The organism is Mesorhizobium sp. M0833 (genome assembly GCF_040319905.1).
Taxonomy (GTDB): Bacteria; Pseudomonadota; Alphaproteobacteria; order Rhizobiales; family Rhizobiaceae; genus Mesorhizobium.
Genome location: NZ_JAMYOQ010000023.1, coordinates 56,907 through 83,405 on the forward strand (window position 1 = coordinate 56,907; position 26,499 = coordinate 83,405).

The 26,499-nt window shown below is 59.6% G+C and carries 21 protein-coding genes and 2 pseudogenes; 14 read left to right on the forward strand and 9 right to left on the reverse strand.

Going from position 1 to position 26,499, the window contains the following annotated elements:
• Positions 1 to 167: 167 nt before the first annotated feature.
• Positions 168 to 584: an ATP-dependent DNA ligase gene (locus NKH98_RS23515; RefSeq protein WP_352902108.1), complete on the forward strand. Its 417-nt coding sequence runs from the start codon at positions 168 to 170 to the stop codon at positions 582 to 584.
• An 84-nt stretch (positions 585 to 668) separates the two neighbouring features.
• Here NKH98_RS23515 and NKH98_RS23520 read toward each other — a convergent pair.
• The 4 genes and pseudogenes from NKH98_RS23520 to NKH98_RS23535 all read right to left on the reverse strand — a co-directional run.
• Positions 669 to 878, reverse strand: a pseudogene (locus tag NKH98_RS23520) (transposase); the annotation flags it as partial.
• A 389-nt stretch (positions 879 to 1,267) separates the two neighbouring features.
• A complete protein-coding gene (locus NKH98_RS23525) occupies positions 1,268 to 1,615 on the reverse strand; it encodes a hypothetical protein (RefSeq protein ID WP_352902111.1) in 348 nt (115 codons plus the stop codon).
• The gene (locus NKH98_RS23530; RefSeq protein ID WP_352902115.1) at positions 1,615 to 2,037 is read right to left on the reverse strand and encodes a DUF6484 domain-containing protein; all 423 of its coding nucleotides are present in this window, start codon (positions 2,035 to 2,037) and stop codon (positions 1,615 to 1,617) included. The genes NKH98_RS23525 and NKH98_RS23530 overlap by 1 nt, the downstream gene beginning before the upstream one ends.
• Before the next feature lie 10 nt (positions 2,038 to 2,047).
• Positions 2,048 to 4,375 (reverse strand): type VI secretion system Vgr family protein, encoded by a 2,328-nt coding sequence (locus NKH98_RS23535; RefSeq protein ID WP_352902117.1) that lies wholly within the window; start codon positions 4,373 to 4,375, stop codon positions 2,048 to 2,050.
• A 304-nt stretch (positions 4,376 to 4,679) separates the two neighbouring features.
• On the opposite strand from NKH98_RS23535, the gene tagH reads away from it, so the two are divergent.
• From tagH to NKH98_RS23570, 7 genes are all read left to right on the forward strand, one after another.
• Complete coding sequence (gene tagH / locus NKH98_RS23540; RefSeq protein ID WP_352508025.1) at positions 4,680 to 5,723, forward strand: type VI secretion system-associated FHA domain protein TagH; 1,044 nt, start codon at positions 4,680 to 4,682, stop codon at positions 5,721 to 5,723.
• Between the two features lie 301 nt (positions 5,724 to 6,024).
• Complete coding sequence (tssL, locus tag NKH98_RS23545) at positions 6,025 to 7,533, forward strand: type VI secretion system protein TssL, long form (protein WP_352902120.1); 1,509 nt, start codon at positions 6,025 to 6,027, stop codon at positions 7,531 to 7,533.
• Between the two features lie 22 nt (positions 7,534 to 7,555).
• On the forward strand, positions 7,556 to 11,119 hold the full coding sequence (tssM, locus tag NKH98_RS23550) for a type VI secretion system membrane subunit TssM (protein ID WP_352902123.1): 3,564 nt from the start codon (positions 7,556 to 7,558) through the stop codon (positions 11,117 to 11,119).
• A 513-nt stretch (positions 11,120 to 11,632) separates the two neighbouring features.
• Complete coding sequence (locus NKH98_RS23555; protein WP_352479434.1) at positions 11,633 to 12,406, forward strand: PP2C family protein-serine/threonine phosphatase; 774 nt, start codon at positions 11,633 to 11,635, stop codon at positions 12,404 to 12,406.
• Positions 12,407 to 12,411: 5 nt separating this feature from the next.
• Positions 12,412 to 15,000 (forward strand): serine/threonine-protein kinase, encoded by a 2,589-nt coding sequence (locus NKH98_RS23560; protein WP_352902127.1) that lies wholly within the window; start codon positions 12,412 to 12,414, stop codon positions 14,998 to 15,000.
• 12 nt (positions 15,001 to 15,012) lie between these two features.
• A complete protein-coding gene (locus tag NKH98_RS23565) occupies positions 15,013 to 15,519 on the forward strand; it encodes a DUF1036 domain-containing protein (RefSeq protein ID WP_352778453.1) in 507 nt (168 codons plus the stop codon).
• A complete protein-coding gene (locus NKH98_RS23570) occupies positions 15,516 to 17,846 on the forward strand; it encodes a M23 family metallopeptidase (RefSeq protein ID WP_352902130.1) in 2,331 nt (776 codons plus the stop codon). The genes NKH98_RS23565 and NKH98_RS23570 overlap by 4 nt, the downstream gene beginning before the upstream one ends.
• Before the next feature lie 99 nt (positions 17,847 to 17,945).
• Here the strand turns inward: NKH98_RS23570 and NKH98_RS23575 are convergent, their stop codons facing one another.
• On the reverse strand, positions 17,946 to 18,482 hold the full coding sequence (locus NKH98_RS23575; RefSeq protein WP_352802104.1) for an OmpA family protein: 537 nt from the start codon (positions 18,480 to 18,482) through the stop codon (positions 17,946 to 17,948).
• A gap of 185 nt (positions 18,483 to 18,667) precedes the next feature.
• Here NKH98_RS23575 and NKH98_RS23580 point away from each other — a divergent pair, with 185 nt between their 5' ends.
• Entirely contained in the window at positions 18,668 to 19,240 is a 573-nt protein-coding gene (locus NKH98_RS23580; protein WP_352902132.1) for a DUF6931 family protein, read from the forward strand.
• A 701-nt stretch (positions 19,241 to 19,941) separates the two neighbouring features.
• Here NKH98_RS23580 and NKH98_RS23585 read toward each other — a convergent pair.
• Positions 19,942 to 21,195, reverse strand: coding sequence for a caspase family protein (locus tag NKH98_RS23585; RefSeq protein WP_352902135.1), 1,254 nt, complete (start codon positions 21,193 to 21,195; stop codon positions 19,942 to 19,944).
• A gap of 11 nt (positions 21,196 to 21,206) precedes the next feature.
• Positions 21,207 to 22,316, reverse strand: a complete 1,110-nt coding sequence (locus NKH98_RS23590) for an OmpA family protein (protein WP_352508017.1) — start codon at positions 22,314 to 22,316, stop codon at positions 21,207 to 21,209.
• Between the two features lie 541 nt (positions 22,317 to 22,857).
• Between NKH98_RS23590 and NKH98_RS23595 the strand changes: the two genes are divergently transcribed.
• The 5 genes and pseudogenes from NKH98_RS23595 to NKH98_RS23615 all read left to right on the forward strand — a co-directional run bounded on the left by NKH98_RS23595 (position 22,858) and on the right by NKH98_RS23615 (position 25,179).
• The gene (locus NKH98_RS23595; RefSeq protein ID WP_352508016.1) at positions 22,858 to 23,856 is read left to right on the forward strand and encodes an NAD(P)/FAD-dependent oxidoreductase; all 999 of its coding nucleotides are present in this window, start codon (positions 22,858 to 22,860) and stop codon (positions 23,854 to 23,856) included.
• Positions 23,857 to 23,901: 45 nt separating this feature from the next.
• Complete coding sequence (locus NKH98_RS23600; RefSeq protein WP_352752036.1) at positions 23,902 to 24,207, forward strand: hypothetical protein; 306 nt, start codon at positions 23,902 to 23,904, stop codon at positions 24,205 to 24,207.
• A gap of 168 nt (positions 24,208 to 24,375) precedes the next feature.
• Positions 24,376 to 24,510: pseudogene (locus NKH98_RS23605) on the forward strand (IS630 family transposase); the annotation flags it as partial.
• A gap of 173 nt (positions 24,511 to 24,683) precedes the next feature.
• Entirely contained in the window at positions 24,684 to 25,052 is a 369-nt protein-coding gene (locus NKH98_RS23610; RefSeq protein WP_352508055.1) for a hypothetical protein, read from the forward strand.
• Positions 25,012 to 25,179, forward strand: coding sequence for a DUF982 domain-containing protein (locus NKH98_RS23615; protein ID WP_352902153.1), 168 nt, complete (start codon positions 25,012 to 25,014; stop codon positions 25,177 to 25,179). Before NKH98_RS23610 ends, NKH98_RS23615 begins: the two co-directional genes overlap by 41 nt.
• Positions 25,180 to 25,726: 547 nt before the next feature.
• Here NKH98_RS23615 and NKH98_RS23620 read toward each other — a convergent pair.
• Positions 25,727 to 26,092: a low affinity iron permease family protein gene (locus NKH98_RS23620; protein ID WP_352902137.1), complete on the reverse strand. Its 366-nt coding sequence runs from the start codon at positions 26,090 to 26,092 to the stop codon at positions 25,727 to 25,729.
• Between the two features lie 218 nt (positions 26,093 to 26,310).
• A partial coding sequence (locus NKH98_RS33005; RefSeq protein ID WP_502894307.1) for a hypothetical protein occupies positions 26,311 to 26,499 on the reverse strand: 189 nt, incomplete at its 5' end.

A 26,499-nucleotide genomic window follows, 5' to 3' on the forward strand; every position in this document is an offset into this window, starting at 1 on the left:
GACGATAGATAAGCACCGTCTAAACTAATAGTTCCGTCAACGACACCCGGTTTGAGCCAGGATCGGGCAACCGGCTCATGGCCCGCCGGGCACAACCCGTTCTGGGCTGCCCTTTCCGGAACCTATTCGTTGGCACTTAGGTTGAGCGGATGGTTTAGGAGTCTCCAATGAGTTCCAAGGTTGAAAATGGTCGGCTCTCGTTCATTGAGTTCCAGTCGCCGACGCTGGTCGAGAATGCGCCCGAGGGCGGCGAATGGCTTCACGAGATCAAGTACGACGGCTACCGCACCGAGCTGATCATTGAGGGCGGTAAAGCGCTGGCATTCACACGTCGTGGCTACGACTGGTCGCATCGATACCGACGAATTGTTCAAGCGGCGGCGGGTCTGCTGGTGAAGGCGGCGATCATCGACGGTGAGGCCGTCGTTCTCGGCGACACCGGCCTGCCGGACTACCAAGCCTTAGAACGGGAAGTGGGCTATCCGAACTCGGCGAGGCTATGCATTCGATCTGCTGCACCTCAACAGGCGCGATCTACGACAGCAGCCGCTGGTGAGGCGCAAGGCAGCCCTAGCCTAGTCTAGTAGGACGCAGACTCATTACCGCGTAGCCAGATGCGGATTGCGACGAGTTTGAGGCGGCAGTGTAGTTCTCAGCCAGCTTGTCGTAGCGCGTTGCGATGCGACGAAGCGGTTGTAGCAAGTGGTGGGTGGGCCGTATCGCTCGGGCAGGTCTCGCCACGGTGCGCCGGATCGCAGCACCCAGAAGATGCCGTTGAGCACCCGCCTGTCATCGACGCAGGGCACTCCACGCGGCTTGTTGGGGAGCAGCGGCTCAATTACGCGCCATTCGAAGTCGGTTAAGCCATATCGGCTCATGCCGAGCCTGAATCAGAATTCGACGTCATATGAAAGGGCCAATCGAAAACGCGACCCAAACCGGACTTCTTAACGGCGCTTCGGACGAGGCATGGGCGACGCTGCATACCAGTTGCCTTTGAGATCGCGCAGCTTCCGGGCATTGACGACATCCGAGCCCATGCACCAAACCTCCGTCCTGCAAGCTGCCGCAGTAGCCATATCCCACGCAGACAGCCCTCATGAGCCCGTCGAAGTCTGGTCTGTTTGGCATGGGAAACCCGGCAACCGGGTCAAAATTGCGATGCTCCAATCAACCATGCAAATCGCACACGCGTCAATGCTTGTCTCCAACCATCAATTGCCGTTTGCATTATGAGTTCACGTCCTAGACTAAGACTGGACTTAGACTAAAGTTGTTTCTGTTGCAGCGCCACCCCCAGATACTGCCTCACTTTGGCAAGGTCTAAATCCACGACCCTAATTGGCCTGGGCGCCGCCAGCATCCGCAGCACGAAGAGTTCTCCAGCCTCACGGAATTCTTCATAGCGCTCCTGCGCGATCTTGAGACCGAGGTCTCCGGCCACCCGTAGCCCATCCAGGTGGGCCTCCAACCTTTCGATCAGGCGGGCAAGGCGCACTTCGTCCATCTCCGGATTTTCGTCGGGATGGAGCATGTGATGGTCATAGATCATCCAGAGAAACGCCGCCATTTCGGCATGCTGTCGGACGATATCGCGCAGAATTGGCGGCGCCATTAGTTCAAGTTCACCGAGCCACCACGGATACGATTGGCGGCGCTCGCGTGGCTCGTAACGTAGGTACCCCGGATAGTGATATGGCCGTCTTTTTCGAGAATGATCGTGGCCTTGCCGCAACGCAGCTCTACGCGCTCATCGCCCACAATGCGTACTTCTTTGCCATCGCGTATAACTTGCGCCTGGGGCGTGCGGCTAAGTTCCACAATGCGTCCGACGATCAGCGGCCGGCCGACATCGCCACCTTCAAACAACAGCGCAACTTCGGAACCAATCATGTCGGCGCGCATCTCGGCCAAACTTCGCGCTCTCACGGCTGTCTCGCTCTCATTGCCTGGGAATACGACGAGCGGCGCTTCGTCGTCGAAGCCAAGAAAGACTCCGATTATCACACCTTCGATCCGCTTTCGGGTCTTGTTCATCCAGCCGCCCTCAGTTCTGCTTGATCTCCGAACCTTTCATCGTGATGTCGCTTGAAGCCTTCACGTTGATCTTGCCCGAGCCTTTCACGGAAATGTCCTTGCCTTCGATGTTAATGGTCCCGTCCTTTTTCATAGAGATCGCCGCCGATCCGCATTTGATCACGATAGAGTCGCCCGCCTCGATCAACAGATCCTTGCCAATCTTGATGGCACCGTCCTCACCAATCTGAACAAGGCTCCCCTTGGCAATCTTCAGCGAGCGCGAACCGCCGACATCAGTCGCATCGTCCTCGGCAATGTTGGCGTCTCGCCCCTTACCAATCTGCGAAGAATGAGCGCCAGCGATCTTGAAACTCTGGTCGGCACCTATCTGGACGGATTGGTTCGATCCGATCTGCCAGCTGTCGGCGGCACCAATGGCATGGCTCTGCCCCGCCCCCACGGTGACCGACCGCGACGCGCCGATGCTATTCGTCTGTACCGCGCCGACGCTTCGTGTCTCGGAGGCACCGACCGTATCGACGCGCGCCGCCCCAACCGTGATCGTCTGGACAATCGCTACGGTCTGCGAATGGTTGGCGTCGATGTTTTCCGTAGAGTTCGCGCCGATGTGGATCGTCTCGTTCGATCCGACTGTCAGGGACCGATTCACCCCAACCGTCTCGGTGTCGTTCGACCCGATGTTAGTTGCCTGGTCGACGCCGACCTTGACTGTTTTGTTGTTGCCTACGTCCTCGTCGAGATTGTGCCCGACAGAGTGCTTGGCGTCGTGGTCGATGCGGTCGGACTGATCGTGCTGCACCAACTTGTTGCGGTCGTGCTTAATCAGAAGGTGATGGTCCTTCTGCGCCTGGAAGTTGACCAGTTCGGAGCCTGCCTTGTCCTCGAACATCAGTTCGTTGTAGCCGCCACCACCTTTCGACGAATCGGATTTCCAGCCGGATTGCGTGGCGTTGCCGGGCAGTCCATAAGGCGGCATCTGCGCGGCGTTGTAGACCCTGCCGGTTATGATCGGCAGGTCAGGATCGCCTTCGATGAAGTCGACGATGACCTCCTGGCCGATACGCGGAATCTGGATAAAACCCCAGCCGCTGCCGGCCCAGGTCTGCGAAACCCGCACGAAGCACGAACTGTTCTGGTCCTTCTTGCCCAGCCGGTCCCAATGGAACTGGACCTTCACGCGCGCATATTTGTCGGTGAATATCTCCTCGCCGGACGGACCGACCACAGTCGCCGTCTGAGGGCCGCGCATGATCGGCCGTGTCGTGACCCGTGGCGGACGATAGGGCAATGCCGTGGGTGCCACGCCAAGGATCACCTTGAAGTTCTCGCTCTCGACATCCGCATGGGCTCTGTAGCCGGGGTCGAACAGTCTGTATTCGGCGCTCACCACCAGATACTCTTGGTTCTGGTCCTCGCGCGGAAAGCCGTCCAGTTTGAAAATGCAGCCTGAATACAGGCCGCGCACGGTTCCAACCGCGGCGATGCGCTGGTGCACCGCCTGGATTTCCTCGCGCCGGATTGCCGCCAGGCTGTCGCCGCGGCCCACTTCGAGATGCGCGCCGGGCTGACGGTAATTTTCACCCGCAGCCAGCTTGTGACTGAACGGCTGGGCCGATTTGGCCATCAGGTCGGCGCCCGGCTTTTTGAAATCATAGTCGGTATGGACATAGGCGCCCGGCCGCACCGAACTGCCCGGGATCCATTCCGTGATATATTCGACATCCCGCCGGGAGCCCTGCCCTTCAAAGTGATAGGGCACTTTTTCATAGCCCGGCGCCGGCTTCAGCTTGCTCATCGAATCGGCAAGCACAAGCGTGTGCTTGCCCTCGCCATGCTCGAAGAAATACAGGATGCCCTCGTGCTCGAGGAGTCGCTGCACGAAATCGAGATCGGTCTCGTCATACTGCACGCAGTATTCGCGCGGCGGATAAGAGCCTTGCAGGCGCTTCTCGTATTTTGCGGTGCTGTATTTTGAAAATACTTCTTCGACGATTTCGACGACGCTCATGTTTTGGAAAATGCGGCAGTCGGTCGTAGTTCCGAGAAACCAGAGCCATGGTCTGACGACCGTTTCGTAATAGGCCAGTTGGTCCTCGATCCTGGTAAGTCTAAACTCGGACACCAGGCCGCTGAACCACCGTTTTGGATCGGATTCACCTTCGATCGAGACGGCCCCACCCAGCATCTTCAGCGGATCGATGTCGTGGTCGGTACTTACGAACCCAACGGTGTAGCCAAAACAACGGCTTATCTCATCGCGCCCGACAAGGTGCGTGAAGGTCAACAGCTCGGCGCCAATCGGCGTCTCCACAACCGTGGCACGTTCATTCGGCATTGGTCGTGCCCCTCCTGGACCCGGCCGCCAGTGGATTTGAAGGTCCTGCTATACTGTCCTGCTATACTAACGACGGCAGGTTCAGGAACTCAAAGCCAAACAATTCTCACTGGGTTGCTGGTCCGTGTTGAGCGTACCACATGTTGTTGCGCGGGCCAAAGCGGCATGCATAGCTGGGCGAAGCAGCAAGATCGACGGTTCGCCCGCTGCCTTGCGCCAATGTGATGCGAAATTGGATTAGCCACGTTAAAAACATGGAGTATCGTGCCGACAAGGCCGCCAGCGATCACACAGGCGATTGTGCATGTTAATCAGTCTGCAGATCAGCAATGTCGATGCCCTGCCCGCTGGCGTATCCCCCGGCTACAGATCGCGTGATCGCACCTTCAAAATCGGACGCGAAAATTGCGACTGGATCTTACCCGACCCGGACAAGTTCATTTCCGGCCGGCATTGCCAAATTCGATACGAGGCAGGCGCGTTTTGGCTGCATGACATCTCGCGCAATGGCACTTTCATCAACGGATCGAGCCAACGCATCACCGGTCCACACCGGCTGGCGCACGGCGACAGGCTCCTGGTCGGCCGCTACGTCATCTTTGTATCGATTGACGAGCGCGCCTCGCCGACCCATCCGCAAGGCGACGAAGGTTCGACACAACGACACATGCCTATCGCGGCCGATCGGCCGCTTGACTCTGGAGGCGAGCCCTTCTTGAATTCGGCACAGCGATGGCTTGGGCAACGAGCACCGTCGCCGCCCGCGTCGGTCCCGTCGACGAGAGACGAGGTGCTGCGGGAAATCGCGATTGGAGCGGGTATTTCCCCGGAGCTGCTGCAGTCGCGGGACCCGCATGAAGTTGCGGCCGAAATTGGCTCGGTCCTGCGGGTGGTGGTCGAGCAACTGGCCATGCTGCTGAAGGCACGTGCGGCCGCCAAAACGCTGGCCAAGAGCACGCACCGGACAATGATAAGCTCCGCCGACAACAACCCGCTTAAGTTCGTGCCGGGGATCGACGACATCCTCGAAATCATGTTTGCACGGCGCAGATCCGGCTATCTCGATGCAAGGCACAGCGTCGAAGATGCGTTCCGCGATCTCAAGACGCACGAATTTGCGACTTATGCGGCCATGCAAGCTGCGCTGTCGCGACTGCTTGACGACCTGTCGCCGGAAGCGATCGGCAAAAAGCTTCCACCGACATCGTTCACCTCCAAGAAGGCCCAAGCATGGGACGCTTTTGTCGCGACATGGCGGACCATGGAGGAAGCCCATGAAAACGGCATGCTGGATATATTCTTGGCCTATTTCGGCGAGGCGTATGCCAAAGCTGACAAGCACAAATAGACCGGCCCAATAGACTGCGCCGCTCTAGCTGACGAAGAAAAGCGCATCGGCGCACCGCATCATGTTCCAATCGACAACATCTGAGATTACGATCACATACGACCGTTCGCCAGGCGGGTAAGCCTGATTGACCTGGGGGTCTGCGGCAGATGTCATATTGCGGCGACATCGTTTCTTGTAGCAAAGACTGCTGCGGACCAAGGGCTCGCTGGCCGGCCCCTTGCTTGCCCTATCCGGCCAGGAAAGATCTGGCGCCTCTCGAACGCGAGCGCGGACATTGCATCGCGGCGGCACACCGGCAATGAGCCCGAAGGACGATCCTTTCGGCCCGGTCGGCAAGACCGTCATCCGCACCAATCCAGGGCGCGGGCAGAATGCCAAACCAGCCGCAAACGAACCGATTGCCAAGTCGGTCAGGCCCTTGGACGTCAAGGAATCGACAGTTTTCGATCCTGACATAGGTCGGCATATGCCGCCGGACTGGACATCCGGAACCATTTTTTATCAGGGAGCGTCGTCCGGTGCAGCGGCCAAAGCCGAGACAGCCGAGTCAAGGCCGATCATTCAGCAGGAGGTGCTGCTCGAAGCCGCCGACACGGTCAAATATTCGACAGCAAATCCGATCCTCGCGGCGTCAGCACCATTGCTTGTCCTGTTCGGGCATCTCAGGCTTGTGCCGGTTGAAAGACAGGCGGCGCCACTGGCCGAGCATATCGCCGAAGCGATCGAGAGGTTCGACCGGACGCTGGAGAAGTCGGGCGTTGCCGAAGAGGATGCGCGGATCGCGAAGTTCGCCCTTTGCGAAACTGCCGACGATCTTGTTGGCAACCTGCCCTGGACCGGCAAGGACACCTGGGCACAGCACAGTATGTTGTCGCGGTTTTTTCACCTCGAAGCCACGGGCGCCGGCTTTTTCGAAGCGCTAAACAAGGTGCTGGCCAATCCGGAGCCACACTTAGACCTGCTGGAGCTGATGCATGTCTGCCTGTCCCTGGGATTTGAGGGCCAGTATCGGGGCCTGGCGCGCGACGATATCAGTCTCGAACGTGTGCGGCGCGACGTCTACGAGACGCTTCGCTACTTCAGGGCCCGCGCCGGAGAGGACATCTCCCCCCGCTGGCAAAGCATGGCGGCGACGATGGTGCCGTCTTCGACCCGCCTGCCGCTCTGGGGCGTTGCCGCCGCGGCATCAGCCCTGCTGACGGCCGCGTTCTTCACGTTGCGCGCGTTCGTGACCGATGAAGGCGATGCTGCAGCCAGACAGTTGCTGGCGCTCAATCCCTCGACACCCATGACGATCGAGCGCGCCAGTGTGGTACCCCCACTTGCCGAACCGGCGACAGTTGCCTCGCCTGCCGTAACCGAGCAGATCGACCGCATCCGCTCGGCACTGTCCACGCAAGTCGAGCGCGGCGGGATGACCATCGGCACAAAAGGCGACTTCATCGTAGTGGAGATCAACAATCAATTGTTGTTTCAGCCGGGCAAGACCGAAGTGAAGCCTGAGTCTCAGTCACTGGCCGAACAGATTGCCGCAGCCCTTGAGCACGAGCCGGGGCCAATCAGGATCGTTGGCCACACGGACAACGTGAAGCCACGGAAATCGAGCGCGTTCAAATCCAACTTTGACCTTTCGGTCGCCCGCGCGAAGGCTGTTGGAACAATGATCGCCGCGAAACTTAGCGATCCCGCGCGAGTGACCGCCGATGGCAAGGGCGCAGATGAGCCAATTGCCGACAATGCGACGTCCGAGGGCCGCGCCAAGAACCGCCGTGTCGACGTGATGATCCCCAAGGAGGAAACGCTGTGAAGACCGCCGGTGGGAAACGCCAATGATGCGTTGGCTGCCGCGGATATTCAGCACGGCCGCGTTGGCCGGTTTCGCGGCAGCGATCTGGTTTGCTGGGCCTTTGATCCGCTTCGCCGATATCCGGCCGCTGGGACCTGTTTGGTTGCGCGCGACAATCATCGGCACGATCGTAGCGACCGCGGCCCTCGTTTACGGAGTGCGCGTCTGGCAGGTGAGAAAGGCGCAAAAAGCGCTCGAGATCGTCATTGCTCGCGGCGACGAGGGCAATGACGATTCACCGGTGCTCGAGGCGCGCATGAGTGAGGCCATCGGAACACTCAAACGCTCGAGCGGCAAGCGCAATTTCCTCTACGATATTCCATGGTACATCGTCATTGGCCCGCCGGGCGCCGGCAAGACGACGGCACTGGTCAATTCGGGTCTGAATTTTCCGCTTGCCGGTTCAGGAGACGCCCAGCCGGTGGCCGGTGTTGGCGGCACCCGCTCCTGCGATTGGTGGTTCACTGAAGGGGCTGTGCTGATCGACACGGCAGGACGTTACACCACGCAGGATTCCAGTGCTGGAAGCGACAGCAAGAGCTGGCTTGCGTTTTTGTCATTGCTCAAGAAATTCCGCACAAGGCAACCGATCAACGGGGTCATCCTGGCCATCAGCCTTGCCGACCTCATCAGCCTCGATGAGCAGCAGCTAGATGCCCAAGTCGTTGAAATACGCAGTCGCCTGAGGGAGATCCACCAGACGCTTAAAATTCAGTTTCCGGTGTACCTGCTGTTCACCAAGGCCGATCTTGTTTCCGGCTTCATGGAATACTTCAGCAGTTTCGAGGAGCCGCGCAGGCGCAAGGTCTGGGGCGCGACATTCCAGACCACAGACCGCAACAAGAACATGACCGGTGAGGCTCCGGCCGAATTCGATGCGCTGGCGAACCGCTTGGCGGACGAGATGGCTGACCGCCTGCAGGAAGAGCTTGATCCGGTCTCGCGCATATCGATCTTTGGCTTTCCGGCCCAGTTTTACGCGCTCAAGGGGCGAATTGCCAATTTCGTGACCAGCCTGTTCGATCCGGTCCGCAGCCAGGTGAACGTCAGTTTGCGTGGGATCTACTTCTCGTCGGGGACGCAGGAGGGAACGCCCATCGATCAGGTCTTGGGCGCAATCGGCCGCAGTTTCGGCAACAATTCCCGCCCCCACCTGTCCGGGACCGGCAGGAGCTTCTTTTTGCACGATCTCCTGACCGATGTCATTTTCGCTGAATCCGGATGGGTTTCCTATGACCGAGCGACCGAGAGGCGGGCAGCGGCCCTCAGATATGGCGGCTTTGGCATCATAGCCTTGATCACTGCAGCGGCCCTTGGCGCGCTCGGGATGAGCTTCATGGCCAACCGCTCGCTGATCGCCTCTATGACGCAGGCGACGAGCCAATATCGCGAGACAGCGGACGCCCTGCTCAAAAGCACGACGGTCGCGGATGTCGACCTTGAAAACGTCATCGGGCCACTCGACCAATTGCGCAACATGCCGGCCGGTTTCGAAAGCAGTGACTCACCGATCCCGATCAACGAAACGTTCGGCCTGAGCCAACGGGAAAGGCTTAGTTCTGCATCGACAACGGCCTATCGGCAAGCGCTGGAACGAATGTTGCGGTCGCGTCTGCTCGTTCAGGCTGAGCGGACGGTCCAGGCGACGATGGCTGAGCCCGCCACGCTTTACGAACCGCTCAAGATCTACCTGATGCTCGGCGGCAAGGCACCCAAGGTCGATGACGCACTGATCATCTCTTGGATGAAGCAGGATTGGGAAAAGAACCGGTATCCAGGCGAGAGCAACCGGGAAGGACGCGCGCAGCTCGAAAAGCACCTACGCGCCATGCTCGCGTTGGACGATGCCTATGATCCAGTTTTCCAACTCAACCAGCCGCTTGTGGAAGCCGCCCAGCGTTCGCTCGGGCGCATGAGCCTTGCGGATCGCGCGTCAGCATTGATCAAGTCGGCGGTGTATGCGGCTGCGCTGGACGATTTTGCCGTCTCTCAAAAAGCTGGACCGGAAGCGCAGCTTGTGTTCGAGCGCGTCGATGGCGGCGATCTGTCGAAGCTTCGTATACCCGGTCTCTACACCCAAGCCGGATTCAACAATTTTTTTCTCGGACAGCTTTCGCGCATTGCCCAGACACTCGTCGACGACCAGTGGGTTCTGGGCGGTGGCGGCGAGCAAGGCGACATCGATCAGGCGTTGCTCAAACTCGGCCCCGAACTTCTCGATCGCTACGGCAGGGAGTTCGCAGCCGCGTGGAACAGCGTTCTCGATGGTTTGAAATTAAAGGCCATGCTGAACGACAAGCCGCACTATGTCGCGCTTTCCGCCGTAGCCTCACCAAGCTCGCCGATCGAACAGCTTTTTACCGCGATGGCCGAGGAAACAACCCTGGCGCGCGACTCTGTCTCCGGCGCCGACTCGGGCACTGGGATGCAGGTCGGCACCGTCCTGCGCCAGTCCCAGGACGCCGCAGACATGGCCAAGGGCCTGGCTCGCATCGGCATCCAAATTGGCTCCGCAAAATCGCAAAGCCGTGCCGGTACGGGGTCCGAGAAATTTCATAGCCAGAACCCTGGGGCAAACATCGAAGCGCAGTTCAGGTCCTTCCAGGCTCTGGTAAGCGGTCCTTTTGGACACCGACCGATCGATGCGCTGACCCAGAATTTTCGCGACATCCACCAGAGCCTGCGACTGGCAACCGAGGTCCCTTCGCAGACGGAACGTGTCAACGCCAACCTGCAGCTGCAGATAGCCACCCTTCGCGCCAATGCATCGCGTCTGCCCAAGCAACTCGGCAGAATGGTCAACGCAACTGCAGACGAATTTGAGGGCAACGCGGCTGAAATTTCGTTGACGAATCTGAATGAGATGCTCGACCAGGCCGTCACGCAGCCCTGCGAGAAGGCGGTCAACGGCCGCTACCCCTTCGCCGGCGATGGTACCGAGGATATTGCGATGGCGGACTTCGCCAAATTGTTCTCTCCGGGCGGCCTGATGGACCGGTTCTTCGCACAAAACCTTGCTTCCTTGATCGACATGAGCGGCCAGGACTGGAGCTGGAAACAGGATGCACGCTTTGGGCGCGACCTGTCGAAGTCGACGCTGAAAAACTTTCAGCTGGCTGCGGAAATCCGCGGCGCATTTTTCCCGTCGGGCGGGTCAATGCCGTCAGTCAACCTGACCTTTACCCCGTTCTCGCTGAATGGAGATGCAGATGCTGCGGTGCTCGACGTCGATGGCCAGATCGTCCAGAGCAACCAGGCGGCTAACACGCCAAGCACTGTGTCCTGGCCGACCGGTGCGGCCTCGACATCCGCCAGTCTGAGGCTGACGCCGGAAATGCCGGGCCGCGAATCCGTTATCGGCTTCGAAGGGCCGTGGTCGCTGAAGCGGTTGCTGGACAAGGCGACGATCACCAGAAAAGACGGCACTGTTGAGGCGCGCTTCGTAATCGGCGGACGCGACGTCAGCTATACGATCCAGACCGGCTCCGGACCCAGCCCCTTCTTCCTTCCCGCACTTTCTGCTTTCAGCTGTCCGAAGGCGTTTTGAGAAGGATTTGACCTCGCCGAAGGCAAGTAAGATCGCGAAACCAAGCTAGGGTGAGGATCGATATTTTGAATATACCGACGCTCCTGTTTTAACGACGGGGTCGGCAATTTGCGCTGGGTGGCACGTCGCTCGCTCGGATCCTGAAAGATGCCGGGTCCTGACAGTGGCATCTAGGTCGTCGTCTGGAGCACCGATCAAGGCGAGATCGCACGGCGTCATTCCGGCGTTACCTGACTGGCTGCCTGGTTGGTTGTGGGATAAGAGCTGGAACACTTCGGCACCGGCACGTTGTGACAGGCGGGGAGATCGCAGGATGCGCAGTTGATCAGGCGACGGAGCGCTGTCGCGCCCTCAAATCATCACTTGAGCTCTTTGTCGGGGTGACCCGCCACGAAGGTCACGCGCTCAAAGCTAGATTTCGATATTTTAATATTCGAGCCTGTGGCAAAGTGGCGCCAGCGAGCGCCTTAGAGTGCGCTGCAGAGGACGCTTCGAGAAGCGCTTGGTGGCAAGTTGAGCGATGTCGCCCTTTCCTTTGAGAGCTTCGGCGTAAGCCACAATGGCTGTGTCCGTGAGCACAATGAAGACAACTATCTGGTCGAGCCACGAACCGGCCTGTGGGTGGTGGCCGACGGTATGGGTGGGCATGAAGCCGGAGAGGTCGCTTCAGCCAGCATTGTCGACCATCTGGCCACGATCGGCATTGCCAGTTCCGCCCCGGATCTTCGTGCGCGCTTCGAGGACAGGCTGAGCCGCGCCAACGCCGAGATCCGCAGGATCTCCGAGTCCCGCGGCATAACCATCGGCTCCACCGTTGCCGCCCTGCTGGCGATGGATGGGCGATTTGCTTGCCTATGGGCGGGCGACAGCCGGGTCTATCTGATCCGCAACGGATCCATCTCGCAGATCTCGAAGGACCACACCGAAGTTCAGGAACTTCTCGACCGTGGCATGATCAGCGCGGCCGAGGCGCTCACCTGGCCGCGCCGCAATGTCATCACGCATGCGGTAGGCGTCAGCGACGAAATCGTCATCGATTTCCAGCAAGGGGAAATCATGCCGGGAGACATCTTTGTGTTGTGCACCGATGGGCTGACGGCGCATCTGACCGACGCCGAGATCGGCGCCGCAGTTGTGACTGCAACACCTCAGGCGGCCTGTGAGGCTCTGCTGAAAACGGTGCTGGAGCGAGGCGGGACAGACAATGTCACGATTGTGCTGGTAAAATTCGCAAGCAGAAGCAACGGACACCCCCCCTACCCTGATCTGTCCAGAGCGGAGGGTTGAGGCTGATGAGCGCCGACGACAAGACGCGAATATCGCCGCAGCTGGCCAACACCGCCGTCGGCACGCAGCTCAGCGGCATCTACGAACTTGACGAGCGGATCGCATTCGGCGGCATGGGCGAGGTCTACCGCGGCCACAACATTCAGACTGGCGACCATGTCGCGATCAAGATCGTCCTGCCCGAATTTGCCCGCGACCCGACGATCTTGTCCTTGTTCCGCAAGGAAGCGTCGATCCTCAATCACCTCTCGCACGATGCGGTCGTGCGTTATCACGTCTTCACGATCGATCCAGGGATCGGTCGTCCCTACCTTGCGATGGAATTCGTCGACGGTGAGTCCCTATACGACATCATGCGACGTGGCCCTATGCCGACTGAGCAGGTGCGCAAGCTCTGCCATCGCCTCACGTCGGGTCTGAGCGCCGTGCATCAGGCAGGAGCAATACACCGCGACCTCTCTCCGGACAACATCATCTTGCCCGGAGGTCAGGTCGATCGCGCCAAGATCATCGATTTCGGAATCGCGCGATCGGCGACCGTCGGCGGGGAGACCCTGATCGGCGGAAAATTCGCGGGAAAGTACAACTACGTTTCCCCCGAACAGCTTGGGCTGTACAGCGGCGATGTCAGCGAGCAGTCCGACATCTACAGCCTGGGGCTGGTGTTGGTTGCCGCCCTGCGCGGGAAGCCGATCGACATGAGCGGATCCCAATTCGAGATCATCGAAAAGCGTCGGACCGTGCCTGACCTGTCCGACATCGATGACGATTTTCGTGACATTGTCGAAGCCATGCTGCAGCCGGATCCGCGAGACCGCCCGGTGAGCATGGCGGAAATTGCCAGGATGACGCGTGACGAGGACGAAGGGACAACGCCGCCGACGTTCATCCCAAACCGCGACAGGCCGGGTTTGCCACGAGCGGGGCAAACCCTTGCGCCCGACCCGAAGGCCTCGTCCCCGCCATCCGATGTCTTGGGCCATGGCGGGCCTTTGGCAGGCTCGGGTGGGCAGCGCTTTGTCCCGCATGTCCGACCAGCGCTGCTGTCCGAACCTCGGGCCTCACCGGTCGCTGCGCCGCCACGTGCCCTCGTTGGTGCTGTTCGCGGAACATCTACAAAAGGCCGAGGCATCGCCATCTCTGCCTTCGCGACATTGGCTCTCGCCTCAGTTGCCGGCCTCTATTTTAGCGGCTTTATAACGCCCACCGCACCGAGCGCTGTCAAAACCTCGCTTTCCGCGCCAGAGCCACCGCAACTTTCACCACAAGCAACAACGCCTTTCCCCGATGCATCAATTCCTGAGGCAGAGGCGTCAAAGCCGCTGGCGACGGACAATGATGCGCACGCGCCTGAGCCGCCACAGGCAGTTCCAGCCCCAAAGCCGGAAACGGAAGCTACATTAGCGCCAACTGAAAATCAGACGGAGGCCGCCGCAGCCAGAACGCAGCCGCCGGCAGCGTCGCCCAAGATGCTCCCGCAAATGCAGGAAAAGTCGAAGCCGTCGGCAAGCGCGGCGCAACTGCCGGCCGAAACCGCAACGCCATCATTTCAGCCCGATACGCCCTCGCCGCCTGCCACGATTGCTCCGGCTCTCCCGCTGGTCGACAAGGCTCCGGCGCCGCGCGCCGCGCAGCCAGACGCCGCACCGAGCCAAAAGCCTGAACAGCAGGCAAGCCCGCAGGCGGGGGCGAAACCGGCCGTGCCAGCTCCCGAACCGGCTGCGGGCCAGGCAGGTGCGACGAGCCCAAAGGAGCAGCAGGCCGTCCTGCCGCCGCCCAAACACCAGGCGAACCGGCCGGCGAAGACGATACCAGCAGCGCCCGTTCCCGAGCCGGCTGCACGCCAGGCGGATACGACGAGGGCAAAGGAGCAGCAGCCCGACCAACCGGCGGCCGGAGAACCAGATCCGGCCATGGTCGCCCTGAACTTGCCCAAGCCGGAAGTTGCCCCAGTAATCGACGAGATAGCGCAACGTGTGTCGTGGGTTCGCGACTTCAGCGGCGGCGACTGTTTCTACGCCGCCGTAACCTCGATAACCGATAAGACCGCTGCGATCGAAGGATTTGGAACCGCGGTCCAGCCATTCGAGCAGATGCTGGCTGATTTCCAGGCAAAGTTCCACGTTGAGCCGGACATCAACGTGCGCCTTATTGAGCCGAGCCAGTGCGAAGTCACCAACTTTCTGCGTTTTCTGGGGCAGACTGCTGGCGAGAAGCCGCAGCTTGTTCTCGATCGAACATCGGTGCCGAACGGTACGCCGATCAGCGGTACGCTGGTAACGCGTGGCGGGCTCATTTCCAGCGTGCTGCTGATCGACCACAAAGGCATGATGTTCAACCTCGATGACCGCATGGTCGTTCACTCGGACAAGGCTACCTTCAGCATCCCGATCGGTCTCGGCGCCGCCGACAGGGCTGCAGGCAAGGCCGTGCCGCAGATCATCATGGTGATCACCGGGCCCCAGGACATCCAGGCGGCTGCGATCTCCACGCCAGTGCCAGCCTCACGGCTGTTGCCCAAAATTCTCGAGGAAATTGAGGCCAACGGTTCCAAGTTTTCGGCCAGTGCCAAGTATTTCCGACTCGGCGGCTAGCATGGGCGTCCGATGGAACTGCTTAGCTCGCGTTTGCCCCGCTCGTCTTCCGACCTGCCCGTAAAGCAGCGTGGTCGGCTTCGAACCTTGCTTGCCTCGATGAGCCGGATGGGGCTTGCGGTCGTTTCGGCCGCCGCGTTGCTAGCCGTGCTCTCGTGCAACGAAGCGCGCGCCGAATTCACGGTGTGCAATCAGACGCTCGACGTCGTCAACCTCGCTGTCGGCCAGGAGGTGGACAATGCCGACCAGACCGACGGCTGGTGGACCATCGGCGCAAATCAGTGCGTCAACGTCATCCGCGAAGAACTGACGAACCGCTACATCTACCTCTACGCCACCGACGTTTTCGGCCACGCGATCCTGACCGGATCGACCGAAATGTGCATTGAGCGGCGACGTTTCTCGATACGCGGCATCGACGAATGCTGGCAGCGCGGCCATATTGCCGCGCGATTTGTCGAAGTCGATACGCTTGAACAGGTGCGGTGGACGTTTTTCCTGACCGGAAGCAGTCCGTGACGCACGCTATCGACACCAGCTTCAAGGAAAAGAAGCAAGCACGCGCTGCCCTTCGCCGGCGCACGTTTTGGCGCAAGCTTCTTGCCGGCCTCGCCACGGTTTTCCTGTGTTCGATTGCAGCCGGCTTCTATCTCACCGCGGACTACTGGTCATTTGGCGACGAAGACGAGGAGCTGCATGCGGTCGAAGGAGCCGACGATGTGCCGGCCGATGCCTCTGTTTATGTGCCTGCCATTATCGGCCTGGCGGGAGACCCGATGTGGATCACGCTCGCACCCGATTCCGGCGCCGCAACGAAAGGCCGCGTCGTTCCGCGTCCGGCCGAACTCGACCAGGCCGGGGTTTCGTCACAGATCGAGATTTTGTCCGACGTCATGCTTAGCGCCAGCGAGAAATTCATGACGACCATACCGTCGACGCAGGAGGATTTTGCGTTCTTCCAGGCACAACGAAAAACCGCCCCCGCAGCCTCCAGCGATCTGCAGAACGATCTTCAGCCAGCTCCTGGCGCCGATGAACCCGCGCCTGCTGCCGATCAACTGACCGAAGCCGATGACCCGGAGGCCGGCTGGGGTGAAACAATCGACGCAGGCGATGCAGCTCTTCCCGCGTTCCACAAGACCCAGATCGAAAACAACACCAGCGTCGCAACTGTCACGAACGAATATCAGCGGTTCGAGGCGACGGAAGACACGTTCGTGAAGATCCTCAACGATCGCAGTCTGGATAGCGTTGCGGTCGATGCACATTTCTCCGCCGACGACGCCAAGCAGGCAGGCGAGGCGCTGAAGGCCCTCTTCGGCCGGGACGGCCTTGAACCGGGCTATGTCGTGGCCATGCGTGGATACCGGCCCAACCGCGAGACGACAACGATGTCCCTCATGCAGGTGTCGATCTACGCCAAGAACGTCTTTGTCGGCACGCTGACGCGCAATGCCGCGGGCGTGTTCGTCTCCGGCGTCGACCCTTGGGTACGCGAAGATCTCTTCAACTACTCGGGCGCGCCGGCGGAAGGCGGCCACAAAAGGCAGTATCGTCTGCTCGACGCGATCTACTCGACTGCGGCACGCAACAGCGTTCCAACCGGCGTGATCGGCGAAGCGATCATGTATCTGTCGAGAGGACAGGATCTGGACGCCTTTGCAAGCGAGGACCAGCGTCTTGTGCTGATCTATTCTCAAACGCCGCGCGGCAAGGACGAAGGCGCCGGGCGCGTGCTGTATGTTGGTGTTCAGGGCACGACAAAAAGTCTCGACTGTTTCGTCTTCCAGCAGGGCGATGGCCAGTTTGCATGCGTCACAGGCGACGATCAGGTCCGCTCGCTGACGGTCACCAACGGCATGGTCACACCGGTCAACGGGGTCTTGACCTCGACCTTCGGGCCGCGCAAGCATCCAATTCTGGGCACCGTTCGCATCCATAAGGGCGTCGACTGGGCGGCGCCCGTAGGCACGCCGATCGCAGCCGCCTTCGATGGCGAAATCAGCTTCCAGGGCGATGGGGGCGGCTATGGCAATCTGGTCAAGATTTCGCACGGAAGCGGGCGCGAGACGCGCTATGCGCATATGCAGAAATTCGCAATCATGGGCGGTGTCGGCACCAAGGTGAAGGCAGGCGATATCATTGGCTATATCGGCACCACCGGACTGTCGACCGGGCCGCACCTGCATTTCGAACTGTACCAGAATGGCGCGGCGATCGACCCGCTGGGTACGGTTACTGCGGTCGCTTCGGATCTTTCCGCCGTGGAAACGCTCACCGACCGCATCGTCCATGTCGAAAGTGGCGGTAGTGCCCGTGCCAAGAACCCGAATTCTTCAGCGACCGGCGCCGGCCAGTTCATCACCAAGACCTGGATCCGGATGATGAATACATACCGCCCCGAACTTGCACGCACACTGTCGACCGCCGACCTGCTTGCCCTGCGTTACGACGCCACGATCTCGCGCGAGATGGTTCGCAATCTGGCGCGAGAGGGCGAAGCCTATCTTCGGGCGCGCGGCCACCAAATCACAGCCGGCCGGCTCTATCTGTGCCATTTCCTCGGCATGGAGGGGGCGCATCAGGTGCTGTCGGCGTCGGGTTCGGCGCAACTGAGCGCCGTGCTCGGATCAGCCGTCATTCAGGCCAATCCCTTTCTCACCGGCAAGACCGCCAGCTATGTGGTGGACTGGGCCGAAAGGAAGATGGGTCGAAAGCTCAGCCCAGCAACGACCGCGAGCCAGCAGACGACGACCACCACTGAAATCCGGCAGACATCGCCCGAGTTCGCAAAGTACAAACACGTGATCATGGCGATGCTGAGCTCCGTGCAGAACGCGCTTTGAGCCATCGCAGCCGTTCGTAAGAAAGGGTTCAAACGACTGCCCTGCTCGCGGCAAAGCCGTTGTGGCTCGAAACTGCCGCACAGTTTTCGGCGGCATGCGCTACTCGGTCTTTATGCGCATTTCCACACGGCGATTGACAGCATCGTATGGGTTGGGGCTGCGCGGATGCGCTTCGCCCAGGCCGATCGGATTAATCCGAGCCGCCTCAATGCCGCTTGATGTCAGGAAGGACGTCACAGATTGCGCTCGTCGCTGTGAGAGCCGCTCATTGTAGTTCGCCGGACCGGAAGCGTCAGTGTAGCCTTCGACGACGAAATGGAAACTGCTAAGCCGGTTGTCCTTCAGGGCCTTGGCAAACTCCGCGAGCTCGGCGCGCGCGGTTGCGTCAAGTTCGGCCGAATCGAGTCCGAAATTGATCAGCATGTCGAGACTGGATTTGCCGGCGGGTCCCTCGTTTGGCTTACTCTTGCTCTTGCACTGCTCCTCGGTGCCGACACAAATTCCGCGCGACCTGCCAAGATCGGCCGCGCCGGCAAAAAACTTGACGATGTCTTCTGATTTCTGGACAGGGTCGGCGCAAACATGCGTTGAGAAAACCATGACCGCCAACACCAAAGGTGAACTGGCCCACCGCATAGCGGTTACTCCTGTTGAGCATCCGATATTATCAAGCGTGAACATACCAAATTCCGAAGCAATTGTCTGCGGGAAACACCGAGCCGCGACTGTATCGCCGTTATCACTCCGCTGCGAGTAGAGACTTGACCAGCGCCGCGCTGCGGGCTTGAGTGCTGACAGGCTCTCGATGAAAGCGTGGCGTCATGGCCAACGGGCTCCGATTCAAAACGGCACGAGATCTTTTCCTAGCTTGTCCCGCCGCTGCCCGAGACATGCGAACCCTTCCAACCGAACAGCATTCGATCGAGTTTTGCCGCGATCTCCTTGCAGGGCGCGTTCCCGAAGAGGCAATCACCTTTTGTGCCTACCTGCTGCCGGATCGGGCTGCGGTCTGGTGGGCTCATGAATGCCTTGGGCATTTGAGCGAGCTGCTCGATGAAACCGATCAACAACTGCTCGCACTCGTCAGCAACTGGGTCAGCGAACCGGGCAGCGCCCGCCATCGTGTCGCGCTGGGCCAGGCAGCGGCAGTGCCCCCTACAACCCCGGGCGCTTGGATTGCCTTGGCTGCCGGATGGCGTGACAATGGCGATGGTGCTTGCCGATCCGTCGGCCGCACAGCAGTACCACCCGCCTCACCGCCGTTTCCTGCCGCCCATGCCGTCAATGCCGGAGTTCTGGCAGGGCTGGCGCGTGTTGCACTCGCGGACCGTTTTGCCATTCTATCTGCCTTTGTCGAAATGGGTCTACAGATGGCCGACCCCTCAGTGCCCTAAGGTCATCTTGCCCGGAACTTAGGAGAGATCAACAAACGATTTCCTGTGGAATGGGAGGTCGGAAATATTCCGTGGAAATTCTTTAAGCGGGTGATCGGATAACTGGCTCGCGCGATGACGACCTTGTGCCCCCTAGGCTCCACAAAGGCCTGTGGGCACAGCGTTGTTATGTACCCTGGCGACGTCCTCGATCAGTTCGGTTAAGGTGCGGACCCGTAAGTCGGACCTATCCCCTATGTTTCCCACATCTTTGGTCACCATCCCCAGCGAAGACATGGAGACCGCCCCGCTCACCTTAATGTTGACGGTAAAGGTTCTTCTAGGCGCCTTCTCAGGCCGATCCGTCGATTTACAGAGCGCCGCTGCCGGCAGGCTCCCCAGCTTCGAACCACAGTCGGTAGCTCTCCCGCATGGCTCGAGCACCAGCCTTCGAGGGGCCAACAATGGCGAGACGTTCCAGTTCCGCGAGCGGGTGTCGCGCGGCCATTTTCGGTCGCAGACGCTCGAGCGTAGCCCGCGGTTCAACATCCGCCACATAGAAATAAGCCTCCTTAGAGGCTGTTTCGAAATTCGCTCTGGCGAGTCATATGGTGGTGGTTTCGAGAACCGGAGCAGCGGACATTTGGGTCCGTGAGAACCGGAAGCGCAGATTGGTCCCATCGCCCGTTTGACCACGAATTTTCAAACCGAAGGCCCAGATCTTACTTGCAGCCGCCTTGCGCCCACTTGGCTAGCGCCACCTTGAAGCGCGTCCCGAGCGGATGTTGCAGACGCAGCACGGACACATCGTTGGCGGCGAAATTCTTCGCCTGTTCGCACAGCCGAACCTCATCCCACTCGTGGCAGCCATTGCAGTGCTTGCCCTGCCACACCGCTTTATCGAGCCCTTCCACGGGAGCAAAGAGAGGCTTGCCCATGATCAGCTCGGCGATACTCTTGCCGTCGATCTTTGGATCTCCAAAATCGACAGGTCGGTCGAAAAAGATCGGATCGTCCGAAGCCAGTTTCGGAATTTTCTGCCGCAGGACATTAAGCGCAAGCTGTGCCTCATCGTCGCCTGACGAATTTGCGTTGGCGTTGCGCCCATCCGAACCGTCTTCCGCATGTTGCGGAGCGGTCGCTTCGCCGACGATCAGCGGCGCGTTGAGATCGACCCTGTGCAAAACGACCTCGGTGGTCAGCGAGACATTGATCCACGGGCGCTGCTTGCCGGCCGTTGCTTTGAAGACATCGGCGGTGACCATGTTCATCGCGTCGGTGATGGAGACGTTCGAAGCCCCGATATGGGCAAGCAACGCGGACGTGAACGGCGAATGCTCGCTTGATCCGTCATAGGCAACCTGATTGGGACTGGTGGAAAAGGCGACCAGTGTACCCGCACCGCCATTCTCGATCGGGATTTCGGCAAGCCCGCTTCTCGCTCCCTTGACGCCTGCGGCCTTTGCCAAGACTTCAGCCAGGGGATTGTCGCGACAGGCGTCGAGGAAAATCAGTCTTATGCTGGTCTCGCGCGACATTTGCCGCAAAACGAACTCGACAGGCACCGCCTCGAAATCCAGCGAAGTCTCGTCTTCCAATGCTGCATCAACCGGAAGGAGATAGTTGCTGCCCGAAACCTGCAAACCATGGCCAGCGTAAAAGAAAAGCGCAATGTCGGCGCCGCGAACCTGCTTTGCGAACTGCGCAATCGTCGTCTGGGTCTGCAATTTGGTCAGATCGAAACCGGAGACGACTTCAAAGTCCAACTTCGAAAGGCGGTTGGCAACAGCCTGCGCGTCCCGGACCGGGTTGGTCAGCGCCGGCGCATGCTGGTACTGGGAGTTGCCAAGGACCAGAGCAACACGGCGTTCCGCATTGGCCGCCGTCAATGTCAATAATAGCGAGAGCGTCGCCAGCCCGATCGCGCGCGGGGCACTGCCAAAACAGGCAATCAGATGAAAGCCCCACCGGAACAAGAGGTCCTTCCTCAGTTGACGAGTTTGGTGGCGGAAAACTCGATCCGCCGATTGAGCGCCTTGTTCTTCGGCGTATCGTTAGCCGCGACAGGCCGCTCCTCGCCATACCCGGTTGCCGTGATCTGCGTTCGTGCAATACCCGCGGCGACGATGGCATCGGCAACGGCCTGGGCTCTGCGCTCCGACAGCAGCTTGTTGGAGGCAGGCGAACCATCGGAATCGGTATAGCCAGAAACTTCTACCTTCAGGCCTGGGCACTTGCCGACCACGCCAACCACCTCCGCCAACAGCGGGCGGCTTTGGTTGTCGAGCCGCGCGCTCGCCGACCGAAAGTAGATGGCCCCAGTGCGGGAGAGCACCGCGAACCGGTTAAGGCACTCTTCTTCGCTGAAATTCGCTTTCGCGGCGTCGGTGGCGACGGGCCCGACGTCGGCAGTACTTGCCGCGACTGTCTGCACGGCCGCGGGCTTACTGTCGCCAGCGTTGAACACGAAATCGAACGATACCGAAGCGGTCGGAACAATGTTGGTCACATTGGCGGCTTGCTGCAGCTTGTCGACATTCGGCAGCAGTCCGAAGTCCTCGACATGCACGGCAACAGGCGCCTCCGAAGCGACGGAGACCATGCTGTCGCTGATCATGGTTACGACGACATTGGCCTCAAGATCCTTGTCGACGCCGTGCAGGTTGAGGCGAAATGGCAGCACTGCCTTCACCCTTCGCTTGGTCGCCAGGTCTGCAAATGCGGCAGGGTCCACTTTTGCTGTCAGTTCGGCGGACGGATATTTGAATGTCTCAAAGAAAAGGAACCGCATGCGGACATTGCGAAGGTCGACACCAGTGTCGACGGAGTTAAGGTCAAAAGTGATCTTGGCCTCACCCGTCGAAGAAAGAGTGCCGGCTATGTTCCTGATCTTGTTGGTTTCGACGATCGTATTCTTCTTGACCGACTGGTAGGTGAGCACGGAGGCGGTCGGGTCGAGTGTCCAGTTCGTCTGTGCATTGGCGCTTTCCAGCCCAGGTAACAGCAGCACCGATACGGCAACGATCAGGCCAAGGGTGTTTAGGGCGAAGCAGCTTCTCGAGCCCGTTTTCCACCAGTCTCCGACGACTTCGAACATTGGACCCCCCACAGGACAACAGCCTTCCGCGTTGCAACCGCGAACTGTGCCGTGCCAAGGAGCATAGAACAATTGTCGAGGCTTGGCGAGCATCGGCGAATCGACCGCAAGGTGTAAATTCCGCTCAGGTCCCCGGGCTGCGGAAGTCCGGCAAAATGGTGATGGACGAACACTTGCTACCCAGCAGTCTTGTTGGCGGATATTGGAGCTGACTGAAGAACCCGCTATAGCACCTGCCCCGTCTTTGAAGGCCGGTCACGGTGGACCAGCCCAAGTGAGGGAAAAGCCCGCCTGCTCCATCCTGCTTCTGCCGCGGACACCTACTCCCCAGCCCGTCGTCGACGCTATTCTGTCAGTCTCCATCTCCATTCCGCGCTGAAGATGGCTTCCCTTGGCAGGTCATCAAAGCACTATCCCAATGGCTGAACTGTCCGGCGAATTGGGAGCTCCACGTTTGTAACCAAATGGCGTGCTCCGCGTTCTCTTCAACGGCGTTCGACTATGCGCTCGCGATGCAGCCGTGTGATTTCAGGGTTTCTGGATGGTCAACCGGGACAGGAGCCGGCATGAAGGAAGCTTCGACTGCCTGATCGTAGGTGGCGGGCCAGCGGGCCTAGCAGCTGCGACTTATCTTGGAAGATTCCGAAGGCGAGTAATTGTCGTCGACGCAGGTGAAAGCCGTGCAAAGCGGATTTCCTTGACGCGCAACTGCCCAGGCTTCCCGGACGGTATCACCGGCGCTGACCTACTTGACCGCCTCGAACTGCAGGCTGCTCGATACTGCGCGAGCTTGGTCCAAGACAGGATCGTATCCATTCGCAAAACGAAGGCTGGGTTTTTGGCGGGCGCTTCATCTCCCATTCGTGCCCGCTCGGTGCTCATTGCTACCGGCGTTGTTGATATCCTGCCAGATTTTCCTGGCGTTACCGACATGATCCAAGCTGGCGTCTTGCGATTGTGCCCTATCTGCGACGGCTATGAAGCCATCGACAAACGGGTGGCCGTCATCGGACCGATCGAACACGCAATGAAAAAGGCGTTGTTCATGCGCACCTTCACACGGGATCTCACTTTGCTGATTACCGATCCATCCGAGCCCTCCCCCGACAAGCGTACCAAGCTCAAGAGGGCCGGTATCGAGATCGGCGTATGCAGACCCAATGCCGTTTGCGCCACGCGCCGGGAGGCGGTCGTGGAACTCATCGACGGCGGAACGCTGTCGTTTGACACCATCTACCCTGCGATGGGCTCGACCATCCGCTCGAGGCTCGCGGTCGACCTTGGTGCATGCTGTGACAAAGCGGGCAATCTCGTCGTAGATTCGCGCCAGCGCACCGCAGTCACCGGCCTTTATGCAGCCGGAGATGTGGTCAATGAGATCAATCAGCTTGCCGTAGCATTCGGTCACGCAGCGGTCGCTGCAACCGACATGCACAACTATCTTGCAAATGGCGACGGCGAATATTGGTCCAGGCCGAACACGGCCCACGGTGACACCAAGCGCACGGTGCCAGGCGCCGACGCCGAAAACAAAGCATGAGGAACGAAGAGGCACGGCGACCGTTCGTGATCATTGAGTTTCATCATGTATCTTTTTCAAATCCTGCTACCTCGCGCGGACAATTCCGGCAGACCGTTCCCCAAACAGGAATTCGACCGGCTCAAAGAAGAACTGGCCCAGCAGTTCGCCGGCGTCACAGCCTTTTTGCAGGCACCTGCGGAAGGGTTGTGGCGGCAAGGCGGCGAGTGCAGCTATGATGAGATCGTCATCTTCGAGGTGATGACGGAGGAGATTGATCTGCAAGCCTGGCGAACACGCCGTGCTGACCTTGAGCGACGCTTTCGTCAGGACGAGGTGATCATCCGTTACTCATCGATGGGCGTCGTGTAAGATGCGTAGAGGTTCGGTTCCAGCGGCGGGCAGGTTCGACGCAGGTTGACCAGAGTGGCAAAGGCGCGGCGCTCGAAGTCCGTTACACGATGCACATCAGCTCGCGGCGATCAGCAACTCTTTTTAAGTTCGGGTCTGTGACGGAATCTCTGTAGTAAGGCTCACGTCGTCCGGGCGCTGCTGCGAGCAAAGGCCGAGAGAACCATCAAGGCTCTCTGGGACGCGGTCGGCGCGGTCGTCGACCTCTTCACCCCAGCCGAATGTGCCAACTACTTCAAAGCCGCAGGATATGAACCGGATTAACAGGACGTGCTCTGGGTTTGTGCCAACGCGTACTTCAACGGCTCTGCACCGACGACACGTCGACCCCTCGCCCTTGGATGGCGACGTCTCGCATCTCGCATTTTGAGGGGCAAAAGCACGAGGGCGAGCTCCTCGAAGCTAGACCCCGAAACGGACAGCCCGGCAGCACCACGGTGGAACGTTTCAGAGCCGCCGTGATTCCGATTTATGGCCTGCCCACGGAGATCATCGTGCCCATGGTTCGTAAACCGCGCCATGGAGCCTGTCGGCGATTTGTTCGCTTCAGAATTCGGCGACCCGCCAACGGGCGTTATTTTGAGTTTAGCTTTGCCCCGAGAAGGCCTGTTCAGTCTCAATTGCATCGTGTAGCGGGACTTAAAATCGCGAAGCTGCGCGTTCATGCAACCTCCGCCTTCTCTTCGCGTTTAGCCCCGTTCAATCCTGGCGAGCGAGAAAATGCCGGCGTTCATTCCGATTACAATTTACCTGAATTGCAGGCCAATGGTGGTTGCATCAATATCCGACGCTGCGAAAGCACTTGAACAACCATGGCCATACGTGGCCAAGCCGCGGCGGCTCGAAGCCGTCCGAATGATCAGGGAATGCTTGGCCGGTCATTGCAACCAACAAGCTGCGATCGATGCCTTCAAGGCGGCCGCAATCGAATAGGGACTTTTTACGCAAAGGCCTTCGAGCGTAGGCCTAACGAAATTAGATGCGGTTGTTAGAGACGTGGTGTGAGCTCATACCGCTCTCCGCATCTGGACCGCAGGCAGGCTTCGCCGACATCGCTATGCCGACGCCTCCCACGGCGTCGACGTTCCCTGGAGAATGCGGCAGCGCTCGACGGCGGTGTTCTTCCAAATAATGCGGGTCAAAGCCGGGAGACCTGCCCATCTCTTGGAATTGCTTCCGCAGCTCTGCGAAAAGATGCACTCCCACGGAATACGATGGGCCGCAATGATTCCGACCGGGGCACAAACAGTCCTCGAGCTGCCCCCCTAACTGCAAGTCCGGCGAGCCCGCTCGCGTCCATCCCGGTTTGCAACGGCCAGACTTCTTGCCGACTACCACAGTGCGCATACGTTAGATCAGCCATTCTCCGCTTATAAGCTTACTGCTGCTGCGCATCTCGTTGCGCTTGGCAGCCGCCGGCGGGACTTGAGCGACCGCTTCGTGCAGGACTCAGCTTGCCATGATGGCTTTTGAGTAGCGCTCAGGCGTCAGAAACTCCCCCGTGCTTGGCTTCTTGATCAGCCGCCGCCGCTTCCATTTCGAGCCGCGCCAAATGGGCCTTAATTTCCTCAGGCTCGGCGTGCTCCAGCCCGACGACATTGTTCCTCGTTTCCTTCAATGCAACGATAATTTCATCGAGCTTGGCATGGATGGCAGCAGTGTCGCGATAACCCTGGATCAGAACAACGCCGGTAATCACAATCGCAGCTACTGAAAGCGCATAGGTGATTACGCTTGTTAGGCCGAAAGGGACCATCGCAGTGCAGGCTATCATGGCCACGATGATCAGATAAAAGCCTGGCGGCCGGGACAGAAAATCAGCAATTACAAAGAGAAATCGGTTCATGTGAATCCCCAACCAAATGATGAAATCCGATTCGGGCTCGTTTTTGGGTGCTCGTCAATGCGGTCCGAAATGCGGACGGCTCTCGCCATGAGCCAGCGGAATAAGGAGCCCGGACTGTGCATGAAAGGTTGCTGTGCAGTCTCCTTACTTTTCCCTCCTGCGGGAATGTGGCGTCCCATCATCCTCTCCGGATAGGACGTGAGGGTTGGCTTACTTAGTCACCTGCTTTCGCTGTCGCCAGCGGTGCCATAAGATGCGCAAGCTGGCATCGCAAGCCGCCGCGGCAGGCGCCGTTGCGTCGGCTCTTCTGTCTGTGGGTCGCCTTCGGCTTCCCAGCCTTCGCCGCCGTACTCGGGATTCTGTGGCTGATAATCGCGCGGCCTCAGATCAGGTGGTAGGTCGCAGGC